16 protein-coding genes and 1 pseudogene are annotated in these 15,378 nt (G+C 64.6%); 10 read left to right on the top strand and 7 right to left on the bottom strand.

The window, feature by feature from the left end; genetic code table 11:
* Positions 1 to 8: 8 nt before the first annotated feature.
* The gene (gene tadA, locus LRS11_RS00795) at positions 9 to 485 is read left to right on the top strand and encodes a tRNA adenosine(34) deaminase TadA (RefSeq protein ID WP_260495109.1); all 477 of its coding nucleotides are present in this window, start codon (positions 9 to 11) and stop codon (positions 483 to 485) included.
* Positions 486 to 550: 65 nt separating this feature from the next.
* On the opposite strand, the gene mltF is transcribed toward tadA, so the two are convergent.
* On the bottom strand, positions 551 to 2,029 hold the full coding sequence (gene mltF / locus LRS11_RS00790) for a membrane-bound lytic murein transglycosylase MltF (RefSeq protein WP_260495108.1): 1,479 nt from the start codon (positions 2,027 to 2,029) through the stop codon (positions 551 to 553).
* A gap of 211 nt (positions 2,030 to 2,240) precedes the next feature.
* On the opposite strand from mltF, the gene purL reads away from it, so the two are divergent.
* The 3 genes from purL to LRS11_RS00775 all read left to right on the top strand — a co-directional run bounded on the left by purL (position 2,241) and on the right by LRS11_RS00775 (position 6,990).
* Positions 2,241 to 6,137, top strand: a complete 3,897-nt coding sequence (purL, locus tag LRS11_RS00785; protein WP_260495107.1) for a phosphoribosylformylglycinamidine synthase — start codon at positions 2,241 to 2,243, stop codon at positions 6,135 to 6,137.
* Entirely contained in the window at positions 6,073 to 6,483 is a 411-nt protein-coding gene (locus LRS11_RS00780; RefSeq protein ID WP_312026991.1) for a CDGSH iron-sulfur domain-containing protein, read from the top strand. The genes purL and LRS11_RS00780 overlap by 65 nt, the downstream gene beginning before the upstream one ends.
* Before the next feature lie 189 nt (positions 6,484 to 6,672).
* Complete coding sequence (locus LRS11_RS00775) at positions 6,673 to 6,990, top strand: YqfO family protein (protein WP_260495105.1); 318 nt, start codon at positions 6,673 to 6,675, stop codon at positions 6,988 to 6,990.
* Between the two features lie 287 nt (positions 6,991 to 7,277).
* Here the strand turns inward: LRS11_RS00775 and LRS11_RS00770 are convergent, their stop codons facing one another.
* From LRS11_RS00770 to LRS11_RS00760, 3 genes are all read right to left on the bottom strand, one after another.
* Positions 7,278 to 7,706 (bottom strand): organic hydroperoxide resistance protein, encoded by a 429-nt coding sequence (locus LRS11_RS00770; RefSeq protein WP_260495104.1) that lies wholly within the window; start codon positions 7,704 to 7,706, stop codon positions 7,278 to 7,280.
* Between the two features lie 208 nt (positions 7,707 to 7,914).
* Positions 7,915 to 8,373: a MarR family winged helix-turn-helix transcriptional regulator gene (locus tag LRS11_RS00765; RefSeq protein ID WP_260495103.1), complete on the bottom strand. Its 459-nt coding sequence runs from the start codon at positions 8,371 to 8,373 to the stop codon at positions 7,915 to 7,917.
* 129 nt (positions 8,374 to 8,502) lie between these two features.
* Positions 8,503 to 9,006, bottom strand: coding sequence for a murein L,D-transpeptidase family protein (locus LRS11_RS00760; RefSeq protein ID WP_260495102.1), 504 nt, complete (start codon positions 9,004 to 9,006; stop codon positions 8,503 to 8,505).
* Between the two features lie 215 nt (positions 9,007 to 9,221).
* Between LRS11_RS00760 and LRS11_RS00755 the strand changes: the two genes are divergently transcribed.
* Entirely contained in the window at positions 9,222 to 10,145 is a 924-nt protein-coding gene (locus LRS11_RS00755; protein WP_260495101.1) for a DUF6929 family protein, read from the top strand.
* A gap of 6 nt (positions 10,146 to 10,151) precedes the next feature.
* On the opposite strand, the gene LRS11_RS00750 is transcribed toward LRS11_RS00755, so the two are convergent.
* Positions 10,152 to 10,382, bottom strand: coding sequence for a DUF2789 domain-containing protein (locus tag LRS11_RS00750; protein WP_260495100.1), 231 nt, complete (start codon positions 10,380 to 10,382; stop codon positions 10,152 to 10,154).
* Positions 10,383 to 10,461: 79 nt separating this feature from the next.
* Complete coding sequence (locus LRS11_RS00745; protein ID WP_260495099.1) at positions 10,462 to 11,007, bottom strand: NUDIX hydrolase; 546 nt, start codon at positions 11,005 to 11,007, stop codon at positions 10,462 to 10,464.
* A gap of 135 nt (positions 11,008 to 11,142) precedes the next feature.
* Here LRS11_RS00745 and LRS11_RS00740 point away from each other — a divergent pair, with 135 nt between their 5' ends.
* From LRS11_RS00740 to LRS11_RS00720, 5 genes are all read left to right on the top strand, one after another.
* Complete coding sequence (locus LRS11_RS00740; RefSeq protein ID WP_260495098.1) at positions 11,143 to 11,751, top strand: CoA pyrophosphatase; 609 nt, start codon at positions 11,143 to 11,145, stop codon at positions 11,749 to 11,751.
* A 154-nt stretch (positions 11,752 to 11,905) separates the two neighbouring features.
* Positions 11,906 to 12,430: a gamma carbonic anhydrase family protein gene (locus tag LRS11_RS00735; protein ID WP_260495097.1), complete on the top strand. Its 525-nt coding sequence runs from the start codon at positions 11,906 to 11,908 to the stop codon at positions 12,428 to 12,430.
* Entirely contained in the window at positions 12,430 to 12,636 is a 207-nt protein-coding gene (locus tag LRS11_RS00730) for a DUF1289 domain-containing protein (protein ID WP_173209119.1), read from the top strand. Before LRS11_RS00735 ends, LRS11_RS00730 begins: the two co-directional genes overlap by 1 nt.
* Before the next feature lie 33 nt (positions 12,637 to 12,669).
* Complete coding sequence (purT, locus tag LRS11_RS00725; protein WP_260495096.1) at positions 12,670 to 13,851, top strand: formate-dependent phosphoribosylglycinamide formyltransferase; 1,182 nt, start codon at positions 12,670 to 12,672, stop codon at positions 13,849 to 13,851.
* The gene (locus LRS11_RS00720) at positions 13,851 to 14,606 is read left to right on the top strand and encodes an SGNH/GDSL hydrolase family protein (protein ID WP_260495095.1); all 756 of its coding nucleotides are present in this window, start codon (positions 13,851 to 13,853) and stop codon (positions 14,604 to 14,606) included. Before purT ends, LRS11_RS00720 begins: the two co-directional genes overlap by 1 nt.
* On the opposite strand, the pseudogene LRS11_RS00715 reads toward LRS11_RS00720, so the two are convergent.
* A pseudogene (locus LRS11_RS00715) lies at positions 14,557 to 15,267 on the bottom strand (transporter associated domain-containing protein); the annotation flags it as partial. The gene LRS11_RS00720 and the pseudogene LRS11_RS00715 overlap by 50 nt on opposite strands.
* Positions 15,268 to 15,378 lie beyond the last annotated feature (111 nt).

Below are 15,378 nucleotides of genomic sequence, written 5' to 3'. Positions count from 1 at the left end.
GAAAACTGATGCGCCAGATCAAGATCATCGACCGCAGCCAGGACGAGCGCTTCATGCGCGAGGCCCTGGCCCTGGCCAGCGAAGGCGCGGCGCTCGGCGAAGTGCCGGTGGGCGCGGTGCTGGTGCAGGATGGCGAGATCATCGGGCGCGGCTTCAACTGCCCGATCTCCACCCATGACCCCAGCGGCCACGCCGAGATGGTGGCGATCCGCGCCGCCGCCCTTGATCTGCGCAACTACCGCCTGCCGGGTAGCACCCTGTATGTGACCCTGGAGCCGTGCAGCATGTGCGCCGGGCTGATCGTGCATTCGCGGATTGCCCGGGTGGTCTACGGCGCCACCGAGCCGAAGGCCGGGGTGGTGGTCAGCCGCGGGCAGTTCTTCAGTCAGGAGTTCCTCAATCACCGGGTGCTGGTCGAGGGCGGCTTGCTCGCGCAGGAGTGCGGGGCGGTACTCAGTGCCTTCTTCAAGGCGCGACGCACGTAGCTCGGATGCAATCCGGGTTGCCCTGTGAGGTGATTTCCCGGATTGCATCCGGGCTACGCGCGGCATCAGAGCTGTGTGGAGTCTTCCGGCGGAATGGTCTTGTTCACGCCCGGCACGTGGAAGCCGCTTTCGGCGACCTGGGTGCCTTCCAGCTGTGGCTGGGTCACCCAGTTGAGGATGTCGTAGTAGCGGCGGATGTTGCGCACGAAGTGCACGGTTTCGCCGCCGCGCGCATAGCCGTAGCGGGTCTTGCTGTACCACTGCTTCTGCGCCAGGCGCGGCAGCATCTTCTGCACATCCAGCCACTTGTTCGGATCCAGGCCTTCTGCCTTGGCCAGCTTGCGTGCGTCGCCCAGGTGGGCGATGCCGATGTTGTAGGCGGCCAGGGCGAACCAGGTGCGATCTGGCTCTCCCAGGTCTTCGGCCAGGCCGCTGTGGATCAGGGCCAGGTACTTGCCGCCGCCCATGATGCTTTGCCGGGGGTCCAGGCGATTGGCCACACCCATGGCCTGGGCAGTGCCCTGGGTCAGCATCATCAGACCGCGCACGCCGGTCTTCGAGGTGGCTTCCGGCTGCCACAGCGATTCCTGGTAGCCGACGGCAGCCAGCAGGCGCCAGTCGACCTTGTGCTTCTCTGCGGCCTGCTTGAAGTGCTGCTCGTAACGCGGCAGGCGCTGCTGCAGGTGTTTGGCGAAGGTGTAGGCGCCGACGTAGCCGAGGACGTCGACATGCCCGTAGTAGCGCTGCTTGAGGCGCTGCAGGCTGCCGTTTTCCTCGACCAGGGCGAGGAAGTGGTTGACCTCCAGCAGCAGGCTGTCGTCCGTGCCGCTGGCCACCGCCCAACCCACGTTGCGCGCGTCACCCAGGTCGAAGGCCACGCGCACATTGGGGAAATACACCTGGTTCATCGCCAGCTCGTTGGAGTCGACCAGGGTCAGGTCAATTTGTCCCTCGTCGACCATGCGCAGCAGGTCGACCACTTCGACGGCAGAAGATTCTTCGTATTTCAGTTCGGGCAGCGTGGCTTGCAGCTGCGCCAGCTGTTCGGCATGGCTGCTGCCTTGCAGCACCAGAATGCGCTTGCCGACCAGATCCTCGGGGCGCGAGGGGCGTGGCTGGCCGTTGCGGTAGATGACTTGCGGGGTGACTTGCAGGTAAGCCTGGGAAAACTGCGCCTGGCTCTTGCGCCCCTCGCTGTCGACCAGGCCGGCGGCGGCCAAGACCGGGCCATTCGCCTGGTTGAGGCGGCTGAACAGGTCATCGAGATTGTCGGCGGTTTCGATCTGCAGCTGGACGCCGAGGTTCTCGGCGAAGCGCTTGACCAGTTCATATTCGAAACCGGTCTCGCCGTTGCGGTCCTGGAAATAGGTGGCCGGGCTGTTGCGGGTGACCACCCGTAGTGCTCCCTCCTCCTGTACACGCTCGAGGGTGCTGGGCTGTTTGGCGACTTCGCCATCGCCATCACAGCCTGCGAGTAGCAGGGGGATTGCAATCGCCAGCAGCCAGGCGGCCGTACGGATGCGCAACGCAATTTGGACAAGCATCGGCGCAGTATACGCAAAGCCTGGGGGGCGCCATATATCGACAGTCGGGGGCGGCTCTGCTAGGCGCTGCGCGGTCTGCGCCGGTTTTCCGGTGATTTTGCCGTCCGGCGGCAGGCTGCAGCCTGGCTGCATGCGCACGGGTGCCGCCCGGCGGCGCTTTAGGCTAGAATGCACGGCCTCAAAGCACACCCCTTCCCAGAGGCTGTTCACGATGTTGATCCTGCGCGGCGCGCCCGCTCTTTCCGCTTTCCGTCACGGCAAATTGCTCGAGCAACTGACCGCCAAGGTCCCCGCTGTGACCGGTCTGTACGCCGAGTTCGCGCATTTTGCCGATGTTGCCGGTGTACTCACTGCCGACGAAGAGCAAGTTCTGGCCCGCCTGCTGCAATACGGGCCGAGCGTGCCGGTGCAGGAGCCGAGCGGCCGCCTGTTCCTCACCATCCCGCGTTTCGGCACCATTTCGCCCTGGTCGAGCAAGGCCAGCGACATCGCCCGCAACTGCGGTCTGGCGAAGATCCAGCGTCTGGAGCGCGGTATCGCCTATTACGTGGCCGGTGAACTGTCTGCTGCCGATGTCCAGGCTGCCGCCAGCGTGCTGCATGACCGTATGACCCAGCTGGTGCTGGGCGCCATGGAAGAGGCCGCCGGCCTGTTCAGCCATGCCCAGCCCAGGCCGCTGACCGCGGTGGACGTGCTCGGCGGCGGTCGCGCGGCCCTGGAACAGGCCAACGTCCAGCTCGGTCTAGCCCTGGCCGACGACGAAATCGACTACCTGGTGAAGAGCTTCACCGAGTTGGGGCGCAACCCGCACGACATCGAGCTGATGATGTTCGCCCAGGCCAACTCCGAGCACTGCCGGCACAAGATCTTCAACGCCAGCTGGGATATCGACGGCCAGAGCCAGGAAAAATCGCTGTTCGGCATGATCAAGAACACCTATGAGCTGCACCGCGAAGGCGTGTTGTCGGCTTATAAGGACAACGCCTCGGTCATCGTTGGCAACGTCGCCGGGCGCTTCTTCCCCAATCCTGAGACCCGCGAGTACGCCGCGACCCAGGAGCCAGTGCATATCCTGATGAAGGTGGAAACCCACAACCACCCGACGGCGATTGCCCCGTTCCCCGGCGCCTCCACCGGCTCCGGCGGCGAGATCCGCGACGAGGGCGCGACCGGCCGTGGCGCCAAGCCGAAGGCCGGCCTGACCGGTTTCACTGTGTCCAACCTGCAGATCCCCGGTTTCCAGCAGCCCTGGGAAGTGCCGTACGGCAAGCCCGAGCGCATCGTTACCGCGCTGGACATCATGATCGAAGGCCCGCTGGGCGGCGCCGCGTTCAACAACGAATTCGGCCGTCCGGCGCTGACCGGCTACTTCCGTACTTTCGAACAGGCGGTCAGCAGCCCGCGTGGCGAGGAAGTGCGCGGCTACCACAAGCCGATCATGCTCGCCGGCGGTATGGGCAACATCCGTGAAGACCATGTGCAGAAGGGCGAGATCTCAGTCGGCGCCAAGCTGATCGTGCTCGGCGGCCCGGCCATGCTGATCGGCCTGGGCGGCGGCGCGGCCTCGTCGATGGCCACCGGTGCCAGCTCGGCCGACCTGGACTTCGCCTCGGTGCAGCGCGACAACCCGGAAATGGAGCGTCGTTGCCAGGAAGTCATCGACCGTTGCTGGCAGCTGGGCGAGCACAACCCAATCAAGTTCATCCACGACGTCGGCGCCGGCGGCATTTCCAATGCCCTGCCGGAGCTGATCAACGACGGCGGCCGTGGCGGTCGCTTCGAGCTGCGCGCAGTACCGAACGACGAGCCGGGCATGGCCCCGCACGAAATCTGGTGCAACGAGTCGCAGGAACGCTACGTGATGAGCGTGGACGCCGCCGACTTCGAGCGTTTCAAGGCCATCTGCGAGCGCGAGCGCTGCCCGTTCGCCGTGGTTGGCGAGGCCATCGCCGAGCCGCACCTGACGGTGAACGACAGCCACTTCGGCAACAAGCCGGTGGACATGCCGCTCGAAGTGCTGCTCGGCAAGCCGCCGCGCATGCACCGCAGCGTTACCCGCGAAGCGGAGCAGGGCGATGATTTCGCCGCGTCCAGCGTCGCCATCGACGAAGCGGTAACCCGCGTGCTGCACCACCCGGCTGTGGCCAGCAAGAGCTTCCTGATCACCATCGGCGACCGCACCATCACCGGCCTGGTTGCCCGCGACCAGATGGTCGGCCCGTGGCAGGTGCCGGTGGCCGACGTGGCCGTGACCGCCACCAGCTTCGACGTCTATACCGGCGAAGCCATGGCCATGGGCGAGCGCACCCCGCTGGCCCTGCTGGATGCTCCAGCGTCGGGCCGCATGGCGGTTGGCGAGACCATCACCAACCTGGCTGCTTCGCGCATCGAGAAGCTGTCCGATATCAAACTGTCCGCCAACTGGATGGCTGCCGCCGGCCACCCGGGCGAAGACGCACGCCTGTACGACACCGTGAAAGCGGTCGGCATGGAGCTGTGTCCGGCGCTCGGCATCACCATCCCGGTGGGCAAGGACTCGATGTCGATGAAGACCCGTTGGCAGGACGAGGGCCAGGAGAAGTCCGTGACCTCTCCGCTGTCGCTGGTGGTCACCGGCTTCGCCCCGGTCGCCGACATTCGCCAGACCCTGACCCCGCAGCTGCGCCTGGACAAGGGCGAGACCGACCTGATCCTGATCGACCTCGGTCGTGGGCAGAACCGCATGGGTGGTTCGATTCTCGCCCAGACCTACGGCAAGCTCGGCCAGCGCGTGCCGGACGTCGATGACGCCGAAGACCTCAAGGCCTTCTTCGCGGTGATCCAGGGCCTGAATGCCGACGGTCACCTGCTGGCCTACCACGACCGTTCCGACGGCGGTTTGCTGACCACCGCGCTGGAAATGGCCTTCGCCGGCCATTGCGGTCTGAGCCTGTTCCTCGATGCCCTGGCCGACGACAGCTCCGAGCTGGCTGCCGTGCTGTTCAACGAAGAACTCGGGGCGGTGATCCAGGTGCATCAGGACGCCACCCCGGAAGTGCTGGCGCAGTTCAGTGCCGCCGGTCTGGGTGATTGCGTGGCGGTGATCGGCCAGCCGATCAACGGCAGCGACGTGGCCATCAGCTTCAATGGCGAGCCGGTGTTCGGCGGCCAGCGCCGCCTGCTGCAACGCCAGTGGGCCGAGACCAGCTACCAGATCCAGCGCATGCGCGATAACGCCAGCTGCGCCGAGCAGGAATTCGACAATATCCTCGACGAGGACAATCCGGGCCTGTCGACCAAGCTCAGCTTCGACGTCAATCAGGATATCGCTGCGCCTTACATCAAGAAGGGCGTGCGTCCGCAAATCGCCGTGCTGCGCGAGCAGGGCGTCAACGGCCAGGTGGAAATGGCGGCGGCCTTCGATCGTGCCGGCTTCGCTGCGGTCGACGTGCACATGAGCGACATCCTCAGCGGCCGCGTCAGCCTGGAAGAGTTCAAGGGCCTGGTGGCCTGTGGTGGCTTCTCCTACGGCGACGTATTGGGCGCCGGCGAAGGCTGGGCCAAGTCGGTACTGTTCAACAGCCGCGCCCGCGATGCCTTCCAGGGCTTCTTCGAGCGCAAGGACAGTTTTGCCCTCGGCGTGTGCAACGGCTGCCAGATGATGAGTAACCTGCACGAGCTGATTCCGGGCACCGAGTTCTGGCCGCACTTCGTGCGTAACCGCTCGGAGCAGTTCGAGGCGCGCGTGGCCATGGTTCAGGTGCAGGAGTCGGCCTCGATCTTCCTGCGTGGCATGGCCGGTTCGCGTATGCCAATCGCCATCGCCCACGGTGAAGGGCATGCCGAGTTCGAGAGCGAGGAAGCTCTGCTCGAAGCGGATCTGTCTGGCACCGTGGCGCTGCGCTTCGTCGACAACTACGGCAAAGTCAGCGAAGCCTATCCGGCCAACCCCAACGGCTCGCCGCGCGGGATCACCGGGCTGTGCAGCCGTGACGGCCGCGTGACCATCATGATGCCGCACCCGGAGCGGGTTTTCCGCGCCGTGCAGAACTCCTGGAAACCGGATGACTGGCAGGAAGATGCTGGCTGGCTGCGCATGTTCCGCAACGCCCGCGTCTGGGTGGACTAACAGCGGGCCGCTTGCGGCCCCTCTGATGACCCTCTCCCGCTTGCGGGAGAGGGTGCCCGAAGGGCGGGAGAGGGCAGCTGTGCCAGACTCCGAAGAAAATCTCCTCCCCGAAGTCCGCCAGGTCAAACCCGGCGAGACCCATCTGCTGTGCCGCTGCGGGCGTTCGTCCGCGCTTCCCGACTGTTCTTCTCTTTGTCCTGAGGCCCTGCGCCTTGAACCCGTGCGCGAGCAGCGCCTGCTGCTGTGCCGCTGTGGCCAATCGCAGCGCCTGCCGTATTGCGACGGCAGGCATAACCCGCCAGTCAGCGGTCTGCGGGAGCGTTGGCGACGTTTCAGCGCGGGGTGATTAAGCCATACCTGTTTATGGCTAATTGCTCTAATCAGGAAATGGACTATCCCCTTTCCCAGAGCTCCAATGCAGAGTTGCGAACTGTGCCACGCGGGCGAGATAAGGCAAAATGCCATTATCGCTGCGGCAGGGTGAGTTTCAGTGCGCTGAGACTCCCGTATTCGTCGATGTGCCTTGGAGAAGCCGATGTACAAACTGTGTTTCTATGTGCCGGAAAGCCATCTGGACCAAGTCAAGCAGGCGGTTTTCGCCGCGGGCGGCGGTCGCATCGGCAAGTACGACAGCTGCTGCTGGCAGACCCTGGGGCAGGGCCAGTACCGTCCGCTGGAAGGCAGCGAGCCCTTCCTGGGGCTACACGGGCAGGTGCATCATGTGGACGAGTGGAAGGTCGAACTGGTGGTGGCCGACGAATTGCTGCATGACGTGGTCAAGGCGATGAAGAAAGCCCACCCCTACGAGACCCCGGCGTTCGAGGTGTGGCGGCTTTCCGACCTGCAGTTCTAAGAACTCGTTTCGGATCTCTTGATCGTCGGCCATGCTGCGTTGCAATCGCGCTCGGAAAGCGGTTTGCCGCTAACGCGCTTTAGCGCGACCCGCAGGGCGAGTGGAGCGAGTACTGCTCATTTACACCTCGTAAACTCCGCGTCCTCGCCCAATTGCGCCTTGCCTGGCTCTAGCTCAAAAGATCCGAAACAGGTTCTAAGGCGCAGCGCTATAAACAAAGCCCCGGCTTGCATTGGCAAGTCGGGGCTTTGTGCTTTTGGCCTGCTGGAGATGCAGGTTGCTGAGGCTTATACGGCGACGTTCAGGCGTACCTCGATATTGCCGCGAGTAGCGTTGGAGTACGGGCAGACCTGGTGAGCGGCGGCGACCAGTTCCTCGGCCACGGCTTGTTCGAGGCCCGGCAGGCTGACGTTTAGTTCCACTTCCAGGCCGAAGCCGCCGGGGATCTGGCCGATACCGACCTTGCCGGTGATCGAGGTGTCAGCCGGCAACTGGCGTTTGCTCTGGCTGGCGACAAACTTCAGGGCGCCGATGAAGCAGGCCGAGTAACCGGCGGCGAACAGTTGCTCGGGGTTGGTCGCTTCACCGCCCTGGCCGCCCAGTTCACGCGGAGTGGTCAGCTTCACATCGAGAAAACCGTCGGAAGAAACGGCGCGGCCGTCGCGGCCCCCAGTGGCAGTGGCAGTGGCGGTGTAAAGGGCTTTGATGGCTTGCATGGCGGAATCTCCAGATTAGTTTTGCTGTCTAAAGTTTTGCGCGCTAAGTAAGTGCGTGAGATGAAATGTAGTGCGATTAAATTTTGCGCGCAAGATATTTATTTGGAACGATTCGCTATGTGGCTGTGCGCTTTACGGAATAAGTCTGGTCGTTGAGGGGGTCGAGCGGGGAGGGTGTACATGGGCGCCTTATGGCGCCCGTGGGCGGTTATGTGGATTGCAGGGCCTGTTGCAGCTTGCTACGCAGGGCGATGACTTCTTCCTTGAGCGCCATCAGCTCGCGGGTGCTGTGGCCGCTTGCCTCGACGATGCAGGTGGGGAAATGCTCGGCCTGCTGCTGCAGTGCATGGCCTTGTTCGGTCAGGTACAGCTCGACCACGCGCTCGTCGACACTGCTGCGGATGCGCTTGAGTAGGCCTTCGGCCTCCAGGCGCTTGAGCAGCGGGGTCAGCGAGCCGGGGTCGGTCAGCAGGCGGGCGCTGATCTCGCCAACGGTGATGCCGTCGCGTTCCCAGAGCACGAGCATGGCCAGGTACTGCGGGTAGGTCAGCCCAATGCTTTGCAGCATCGGCTTGTAGGCCTTGGTCATCAGCAGCGAGGTCGAGTACAGGGCGAAGCACAACTGGTTATCCAGTTGCAGGGCAGGGCAGGACTGGGGCGTTGTCATCGGTTGATCCGCGAGTAAGGGTTGCTTGCGCAATAAGTTATCGCGCAAATTAATGCTGTGCAAATTTTGATCATGACTGATTCGCAGGCATGAAAAAGGCGCCCGGGGCGCCTTTGCTGTGCTGGCCGCTCAGGGGCGAATTTCGATCAGCGTACCGTCCTGCACCAGGCGCCACACCTCGCGCATGTCGACATTACGCATGGCGATACAGCCTTCGGTCCAGTCGAGGGTGTGGAAATACCACTCGGGGTATTCGTCATCCAGCGGCGTGCCATGAATCATGATCATGCCGCCTGCCGGCACGCCTTTCTTGCGGGCGTTGGCGCTGTCGCGAGCGTTGGGGTAGGAAATGTGCATGGACAGGTTGTACTTCTCGCTGGTCTTGCGCCAGTCGATCCAGTAGAAGCCCTCCGGCGTGCGGCTGTCACCTTCGCGCAGCTTGGCACCCTTGGGCTGCTTGCCCAGTGATACGCGATAGGACTTGAGCACTTCTCCGCGGCCGATCAGGTGCAGTTTGCGCTCGGATTTGACCACCAGCACCTTGTCGATCGGCTTGCCTTGCAGGGTCGGGGCCGTGGAGGCGTTGGCGAAACCGATCAGGGTGAAGCAGAGGGTGGCGAGCAACCAGCGCATTGCGATATTCCAGAGTGTTTCCGAGGCCTGAGCGAACAGGTTGTTATGGGGCGAGAGTCTGCCTATGCCGGCGCCGATGTTCAATCATCCGGGGATTGTCGGTAGTGCTATTGAGCCAGTATGCAACAGGCCCGTGTGTTGCCGGGTGAAAGGGGTCGACAGGCACGTTGCGCGCCTGTTCTGATCGCGGCTCATGACTACATAGGGATGGGTTGATGTGTGAGCTTCAGTTTCTCCGGCACCTGAGCCTGGCGCCAGGCCAGCACCCGACGGGCCGCCTGCACTTGAGCGCAGCCAGTGCGCTGGTGCGCTGTGCTGGCCATCTGTATGTGGTGGCTGACGATGAGCTGCATCTGGGCGTCTTCGCCGAGGGCGATGCGGTGCCGGGGCAGCTGCTGCGCCTGTTCGCCGGCGAGCTGGCCCAGGACAAGGCCGAGCGCAAGGCGCAGAAGCCGGATCTGGAAAGCCTGGCGCTGCTGCCAGCCATGCCCGGCTATCCGCATGGCGCGCTGCTGGCCCTGGGTTCGGGCTCCAAGCCCAATCGCCAGCAGGCCGTGCTGCTGATGCTGGATGCCCAGGGAGTGGTGCAAGGCGCGCCACGCCTGATCGACCTGGCGCCGCTGTACCGGCCACTGCACGCCCAGTTCGCCGACCTGAATATCGAGGGCGCTTTTCTCCTCGGCCAGCACTTCGTCCTCTTGCAACGCGGCAATCAGGGGCAGGCGGCGAATGCTGCCGTGCGCTTTGCCTGGCCGGCGCTGCAGGCCAGGCTTCTGGGTGAGCAGGCTGAGGCGCCAGCGCCGGACAGCATGCAGCTCCTGGATCTGGGTGAACTGCAGGGCGTGGCCCTGGGCTTTACCGATGGGGCGGCGCTGGCCGACGGCCGCTGGCTGTTCAGTGCGGTGGCGGAAAATACCGCGGATAGCTATCAGGATGGCGCCTGCCTGGGGGCCGTGATCGGCCTGGTCGAAGCCGATGGCCGGGTGCGCCGGCTGGCCAGCCTGGATGGGCAGTGGAAAGTGGAGGGGCTGGCCGTGCAGCAGCGTGGCGAGAAGCTGCTGCTGAGCCTGGTCACCGATGCCGATGATCCGCAGATTGCTGCCAGCCTGCTGGCGCTGGAGCTGGATTTGCCAAGCTGAGTCGGCTTACTTGGACAGCAGCAGGGCCAGCTCGTCGACCATTTCTGCCCAGTCCGAATCGTCGTCCAGGGCTTCGCCGATAAATGCCGCCTGGGACTCGTTCCAGAACGGCGCCTGGGCCAGGCCCAGGCCTTCGGGCAGATGATGGTCGCGGATAAAGGCTTCGATACCGGCCTTGCCGGCTGGCAGGCCGAGTTGCTTGAACAGGGTACTCAGGCTGTGATCGCTGGTGTCCATGGTTCCTCCTGTCAGGCGTTGTGTCGTTGCTGGGTAAGCAGAGAGGACTATAGCTGTCGCACCCGCCATGGCGCAGATTTCACTCGCGCGGGCGCAGCGCGGCGATGCCCTCATTGCGGATCGGATAGACCTGTTCGCGACGATCGGCGAAGTAGCATTTCAGGGTGCGACCGACCGTCGGGAAGGCCAGCTCCTGCCAGGGGATCTCATGCTCGTGGAACAGCTGCACTTCCAGGCTTTCCTCGCCGGCGGCGAAGTCCAGGTCGACCAGCTCGGCACGGAAGAACACGTACAGCTGGCTGATGTGTGGCAGGTCGAACAGGGTATAGAGATTCAGTTCGCGTACCCGCGCGCAGGCCTCCTCGTCGGTCTCGCGCATGGCCGCCTCGGCCATGGTCTCGCCGTTCTCCATGAAACCGGCCGGCAGGGTCCAGAAGCCGCGGCGCGGTTCGATGGCCCGGCGACATAGCAGTACCTGCTCGCCCCATACCGGCAGGCAGCCGGCGACGATGCGCGGGTTCTGGTAGTGGATGGTCTGGCACTGCGGGCAGACGAAGCGCAGGCGGTTGTCGCCCTGCGGAATGCGCTGTTCCACCGGGTTGCCACAGTGACTGCAAAAATTCATGCCGGCTCCTTTCTTCAGTGACTCATCTTCGCGCTACCGGCGTGCTACCGGCAAGCGCTCCCGTCGGGGCAGGGCTTGGGCGGCTACCGGCTTTCATGCCATCATGCCGGTTAGAAAAAAGACTGAGAATGAGCCATGCTCGACGAGCTGCTCCACCGCGTGCGCAGCCATACGCCACGCATTCTGCAGACCGACAAGCGCCTGCCCGAAGCTGCCGTGCTGTTGCCGCTGACCCGTAGCGACGAGCCGGAACTGGTGCTGACCCTGCGTGCCAGCGGCCTGTCCACCCACGGTGGCGAAGTGGCCTTCCCCGGCGGTCGACGCGACCCGGAAGACCGCGACCTGATCCATACCGCCCTGCGCGAAGCCGAGGAAGAAGTCGGCCTGCCACCGGGTCTGGTGGAGATGATCGGCCCGCTCAGTCCGCTGGTCTCGCGCTTCGGCATCAAGGTCACGCCCTATGTCGGAGTGGTGCCGGACTTCGTCGAGTACCGCGCCAATGATGACGAGATCGCCGCCGTCTTCGCCGTGCCGCTGCGTTTCTTCTGTGATGACCCGCGCGAGGTCACCCATCGCATCGATTACGAAGGGCGCAGTTGGTACGTGCCCTGCTACCACTACGACAACTACAAGATCTGGGGCCTGACGGCGGTGATGATCGTCGAACTGGTCAACCTGGTGTTCGATGCCGGCATCGACCTGAACCAGCCACCCAAGTCCTCGGTCAAGATCATTCGCCTGTGAGAGCCTGTTAGTGATCTGCTGCGCGTCGGCCATGCGGCGTTAAAAACAGGCTCGGAATGCTCATTTACCACTAGTAAACTCCGCTTCCTCGCCTGTTTTTGCCTTGCCTGGCTCTAGCTCGCGAGATCACAAATCAGGCTCTGAGGAACTAAGCATGAAGTACCGCCTGGGCGATGCCCGTGTCGATGCTCACCCCGAAAGCTGGATCGCCCCCACCGCCGCGGTGATCGGCAAGGTGCGCCTGGAGCAGGGCGCCAGTGTCTGGTTCGGCGCGGTGCTGCGCGGCGACAACGAGTTGATCCATATCGGCGAGAACAGCAACGTGCAGGACGGCACGGTGATGCACACCGACATGGGCTTTCCGCTGACCCTGGGCAAGGGCGTCACCGTCGGCCACAACGTGATGATGCACGGCTGCACGGTCGGCGATTACAGCCTGATCGGCATCAACTCGGTGATCCTCAACGGCGCCAAGATCGGCAAGCACTGCATCATCGGCGCCAACAGCCTGATCGCCGAGGGCAAGGAAATTCCCGACGGCAGCCTGGTCATGGGCAGCCCGGGCAAGGTGGTGCGCGAACTGAGCGAACAGCAGAAGAAGATGCTCGAAGGCAGCGCCGCCCATTACGTGCACAACGCCCAGCGCTATGCCCGCGACCTGGTCGAGGATCAGGACTGATGGAGCTCGAGCGTCCGGTCAAATCGCCCTGCGTGAGCATCTGCGCGCTGGACGAGCAGGACATCTGTACCGGCTGCCAGCGCACGGCAGACGAGATCACCCGCTGGGGGCGCATGGACAATGCCGAGCGCCGCCTGGTGCTGGCCCGTTGCGTCGAGCGCACCCGCGCCGCCGGGCAGTTTATCCAGCAGCCCGCCACCCACTGAATTCCCCTTTGCCTGTCTGACGAGGACTCCCGCATGCCCCGTATCGGTACCCCCCTGTCGCCCACCGCGACCCGTGTTCTGCTGTGTGGCTCCGGCGAGCTGGGCAAGGAAGTGGTGATCGAGCTGCAGCGCCTGGGCTGCGAAGTGATTGCCGTCGATCGCTATGCCAATGCCCCGGCCATGCAGGTGGCTCATCGCAGCCACGTCATCAGCATGCTTGACGGTGCGGCCCTGCGCGCGGTGATCGAACTGGAACAGCCGCATTACATCGTGCCGGAGATCGAGGCCATCGCCACCGACACCCTGGTCGAGCTGGAAGCCGAAGGCTTTACCGTGATTCCCAGTGCGCGCGCGGCCAAGCTGACCATGAACCGCGAAGGCATCCGCCGCTTGGCCGCCGAAGAGCTGGGGCTGCCAACTTCGCCGTATTTCTTTGCCGACTCGCTGGAAGAGTGCCGGGTCGCGACTGAGAAGCTGGGCTTCCCCTGCCTGATCAAGCCGATCATGAGTTCCTCCGGCAAAGGCCAGTCGGTGCTGAAGAGCGCGGCCGACCTGCAGGTCGCCTGGGATTACGCCCAGGCTGGCGGGCGCGCCGGCAAGGGTAGAGTCATCGTGGAGGGCTTTATCGACTTCGACTACGAAATCGCCTTGCTCACCGTGCGCCACAGTGGCGGCACCACCTTCTGCGCGCCGGTGGGCCATCGCCAGGTCAAGGGTGATTACCAGGAATCCTGGCAGCCGCAGCCGATGAGCGCCAAGGCGCGGGCCGAGGCCGAGCGGATTGCCCTGGCCGTCACCGAGTCGCTGGGCGGGCGCGGCCTGTTTGGCGTGGAACTGTTCGTCAAAGGCGATCAGGTGTGGTTCTGCGAGATTTCCCCGCGTCCGCACGACACCGGACTGGTCACCCTGATCTCCCAGGATCTGTCTGAATTCGCCCTGCATGCGCGGGCCATTCTCGGTCTGCCGATCCCGGCGATTCGCCAACTGGGGCCGTCCGCGTCGGCGGTGATCCTGGTCGAAGGCGAGTCGCAGCAGGTCAGCTTCGCCAATCTCGGTGCGGCCCTGGCCGAGGCGGATACCGCCCTGCGCCTGTTCGGCAAGCCGGAAGTCAGCGGCCAGCGGCGCATGGGCGTGGCCCTGGCCCGCGATGAAAGCCTCGAGGCGGCCCGCGCCAAGGCGACTCGCGCAGCCCAGGCGGTGCGCGTCGAACTGTGATGCGCCTGCGTGCGCTGGGCTGGTGGGGGTTGACCCTGGCCTTGTTGCCGGTGGTGCTGCCGCAAGCGCTGTGGACGCGGCGCACGGCATTGCGCCTGCCGCCCGCCGCAGGCGCGCAGAGCGGCCTGGTTGGCGCTGCTGGCGCGGCGCCGCTGCGCTTGCTGCTGCTGGGTGAGTCCACGGTGGCTGGTGTCGGCGTCGAGCTGCAGGAGGCGGCCCTGGCCGGACAGCTGGCACAGGCATTGAGTGTGCGCCTGCAGCGTCCGGTGACCTGGCGCGCCTGTGGCGAGAATGGCATCACCGCCGCCCAGGCTTGTCAGCGTCTGTTGCCCCAGGCCTTGGCCGAGCCGGCAGATCTGGCCGTGCTGGTGTTCGGGGTGAATGACACCACCCATCTGAGTTCGTTGCAGGCCTGGGATGACTCCCTGCGTCGGCTGAGTCGCGCCCTGGCGGCGACTGGATGTCGGGTGGTGTTTACCGGCGTGCCGCCGATCGAGCATTTCAGTGCCTTGCCCTGGCTGCTGCGCAAGCTGCTGGGCTGGCGCGCGGCCTTGATGGACCGCCATCTGCGCCGGGTCTGTCTGGAAGAGGGGGTGGAGTATCAGCGCCTGGCGCTGGAGTTCGCTGCCGACTACCTGGCGCGTGATGGTTATCACCCTTCGGCGCTGGGTTACCGGGTCTGGGGCGAAGGCCTGGCGCTCGGGCTCAGTGTCGCGCCCGGCCCGGCTGGGTCTGCCACAGGCGCACGCGCTTGACCCGGTTCTCGCTGGATTCGAGGATTTCCAGGCGGTAAGGGCCGATGCGCAGGCACACCGGGCTATCCGGGATGCTTTCCAGGGCTTCGGTGATCAGTCCGTTGAGGGTCTTCGGGCCCTCGCTGGGCAGGCGCCAGCCGAGGGTCTTGTTGATTTCGCGGATATTCGCCGTGCCATCGATGATCTGCGTGCCGTCGGCCTGCGCCTGGATATCCGGATTGCTTTCGCCATCTTCATGGCTGAAGTCGCCGACTATCTCGTCGAGCAGGTCTTCCAGGGTGACGATGCCCTGCACGTCGCCGTACTCGTCCACCACCAGGCCCAGGCGACGCTTTTCCTTCTGGAAGTTCACCAGCTGGGTCGCCAGTGGCGTGCCTTCGGGGATGAAGTAGGGCGGCTGGCAGCACTCCAGCAGGGTCTGCTGGCTCAGCCGGTTCTGCGTCAGCAGGCTGGCCAGGCGGCGCATGTGGACGATGCCTTCGACCTGGTTGATATCGCCACGGAACACCGGCAGGCGCGTATGGCTGATGCCGCGCAATTGCTCGACGATCTGTTCGAGTGGGTCGTCCAGGTCGATGCCGATGACTTCGCTACGCGGAATCATGATGTCGTCGACCGTGACCTTCTCCAGCTCCAGCAGTTCGAGCAGGGCGTACTGGCGCTGCTGGCGGGCTTCCTGGGCGCTGAGGCTGCGCGGGTTGCGGCGCCGCTCGCGGGATGGCGCACCGCGGGCACGGGCGGCGCGACTGGTCAGGCCGAGGTAGTGCGCCAG

The organism is Pseudomonas sp. J452, from assembly GCF_024666525.1.
GTDB lineage: Bacteria > Pseudomonadota > Gammaproteobacteria > Pseudomonadales > Pseudomonadaceae > Aquipseudomonas.
Note: the sequence above shows the minus strand (reverse complement) of the source record. Positions and strands in the feature narration are given on the sequence as shown.

Coding starts and splice junctions, on each gene's coding strand:
- tadA (WP_260495109.1), top strand. CDS start 9: ATGCGCCAGATCAAGATCATCGACCGCAGCCAGGACGAGCGCTTCATG.
- mltF (WP_260495108.1), bottom strand. CDS start 2,029: ATGCTTGTCCAAATTGCGTTGCGCATCCGTACGGCCGCCTGGCTGCTG.
- purL (WP_260495107.1), top strand. CDS start 2,241: ATGTTGATCCTGCGCGGCGCGCCCGCTCTTTCCGCTTTCCGTCACGGC.
- LRS11_RS00780 (WP_312026991.1), top strand. CDS start 6,073: ATGACTGGCAGGAAGATGCTGGCTGGCTGCGCATGTTCCGCAACGCCC.
- LRS11_RS00775 (WP_260495105.1), top strand. CDS start 6,673: ATGTACAAACTGTGTTTCTATGTGCCGGAAAGCCATCTGGACCAAGTC.
- LRS11_RS00770 (WP_260495104.1), bottom strand. CDS start 7,706: ATGCAAGCCATCAAAGCCCTTTACACCGCCACTGCCACTGCCACTGGG.
- LRS11_RS00765 (WP_260495103.1), bottom strand. CDS start 8,373: ATGACAACGCCCCAGTCCTGCCCTGCCCTGCAACTGGATAACCAGTTG.
- LRS11_RS00760 (WP_260495102.1), bottom strand. CDS start 9,006: ATGCGCTGGTTGCTCGCCACCCTCTGCTTCACCCTGATCGGTTTCGCC.
- LRS11_RS00755 (WP_260495101.1), top strand. CDS start 9,222: ATGTGTGAGCTTCAGTTTCTCCGGCACCTGAGCCTGGCGCCAGGCCAG.
- LRS11_RS00750 (WP_260495100.1), bottom strand. CDS start 10,382: ATGGACACCAGCGATCACAGCCTGAGTACCCTGTTCAAGCAACTCGGC.
- LRS11_RS00745 (WP_260495099.1), bottom strand. CDS start 11,007: ATGAATTTTTGCAGTCACTGTGGCAACCCGGTGGAACAGCGCATTCCG.
- LRS11_RS00740 (WP_260495098.1), top strand. CDS start 11,143: ATGCTCGACGAGCTGCTCCACCGCGTGCGCAGCCATACGCCACGCATT.
- LRS11_RS00735 (WP_260495097.1), top strand. CDS start 11,906: ATGAAGTACCGCCTGGGCGATGCCCGTGTCGATGCTCACCCCGAAAGC.
- LRS11_RS00730 (WP_173209119.1), top strand. CDS start 12,430: ATGGAGCTCGAGCGTCCGGTCAAATCGCCCTGCGTGAGCATCTGCGCG.
- purT (WP_260495096.1), top strand. CDS start 12,670: ATGCCCCGTATCGGTACCCCCCTGTCGCCCACCGCGACCCGTGTTCTG.
- LRS11_RS00720 (WP_260495095.1), top strand. CDS start 13,851: ATGCGCCTGCGTGCGCTGGGCTGGTGGGGGTTGACCCTGGCCTTGTTG.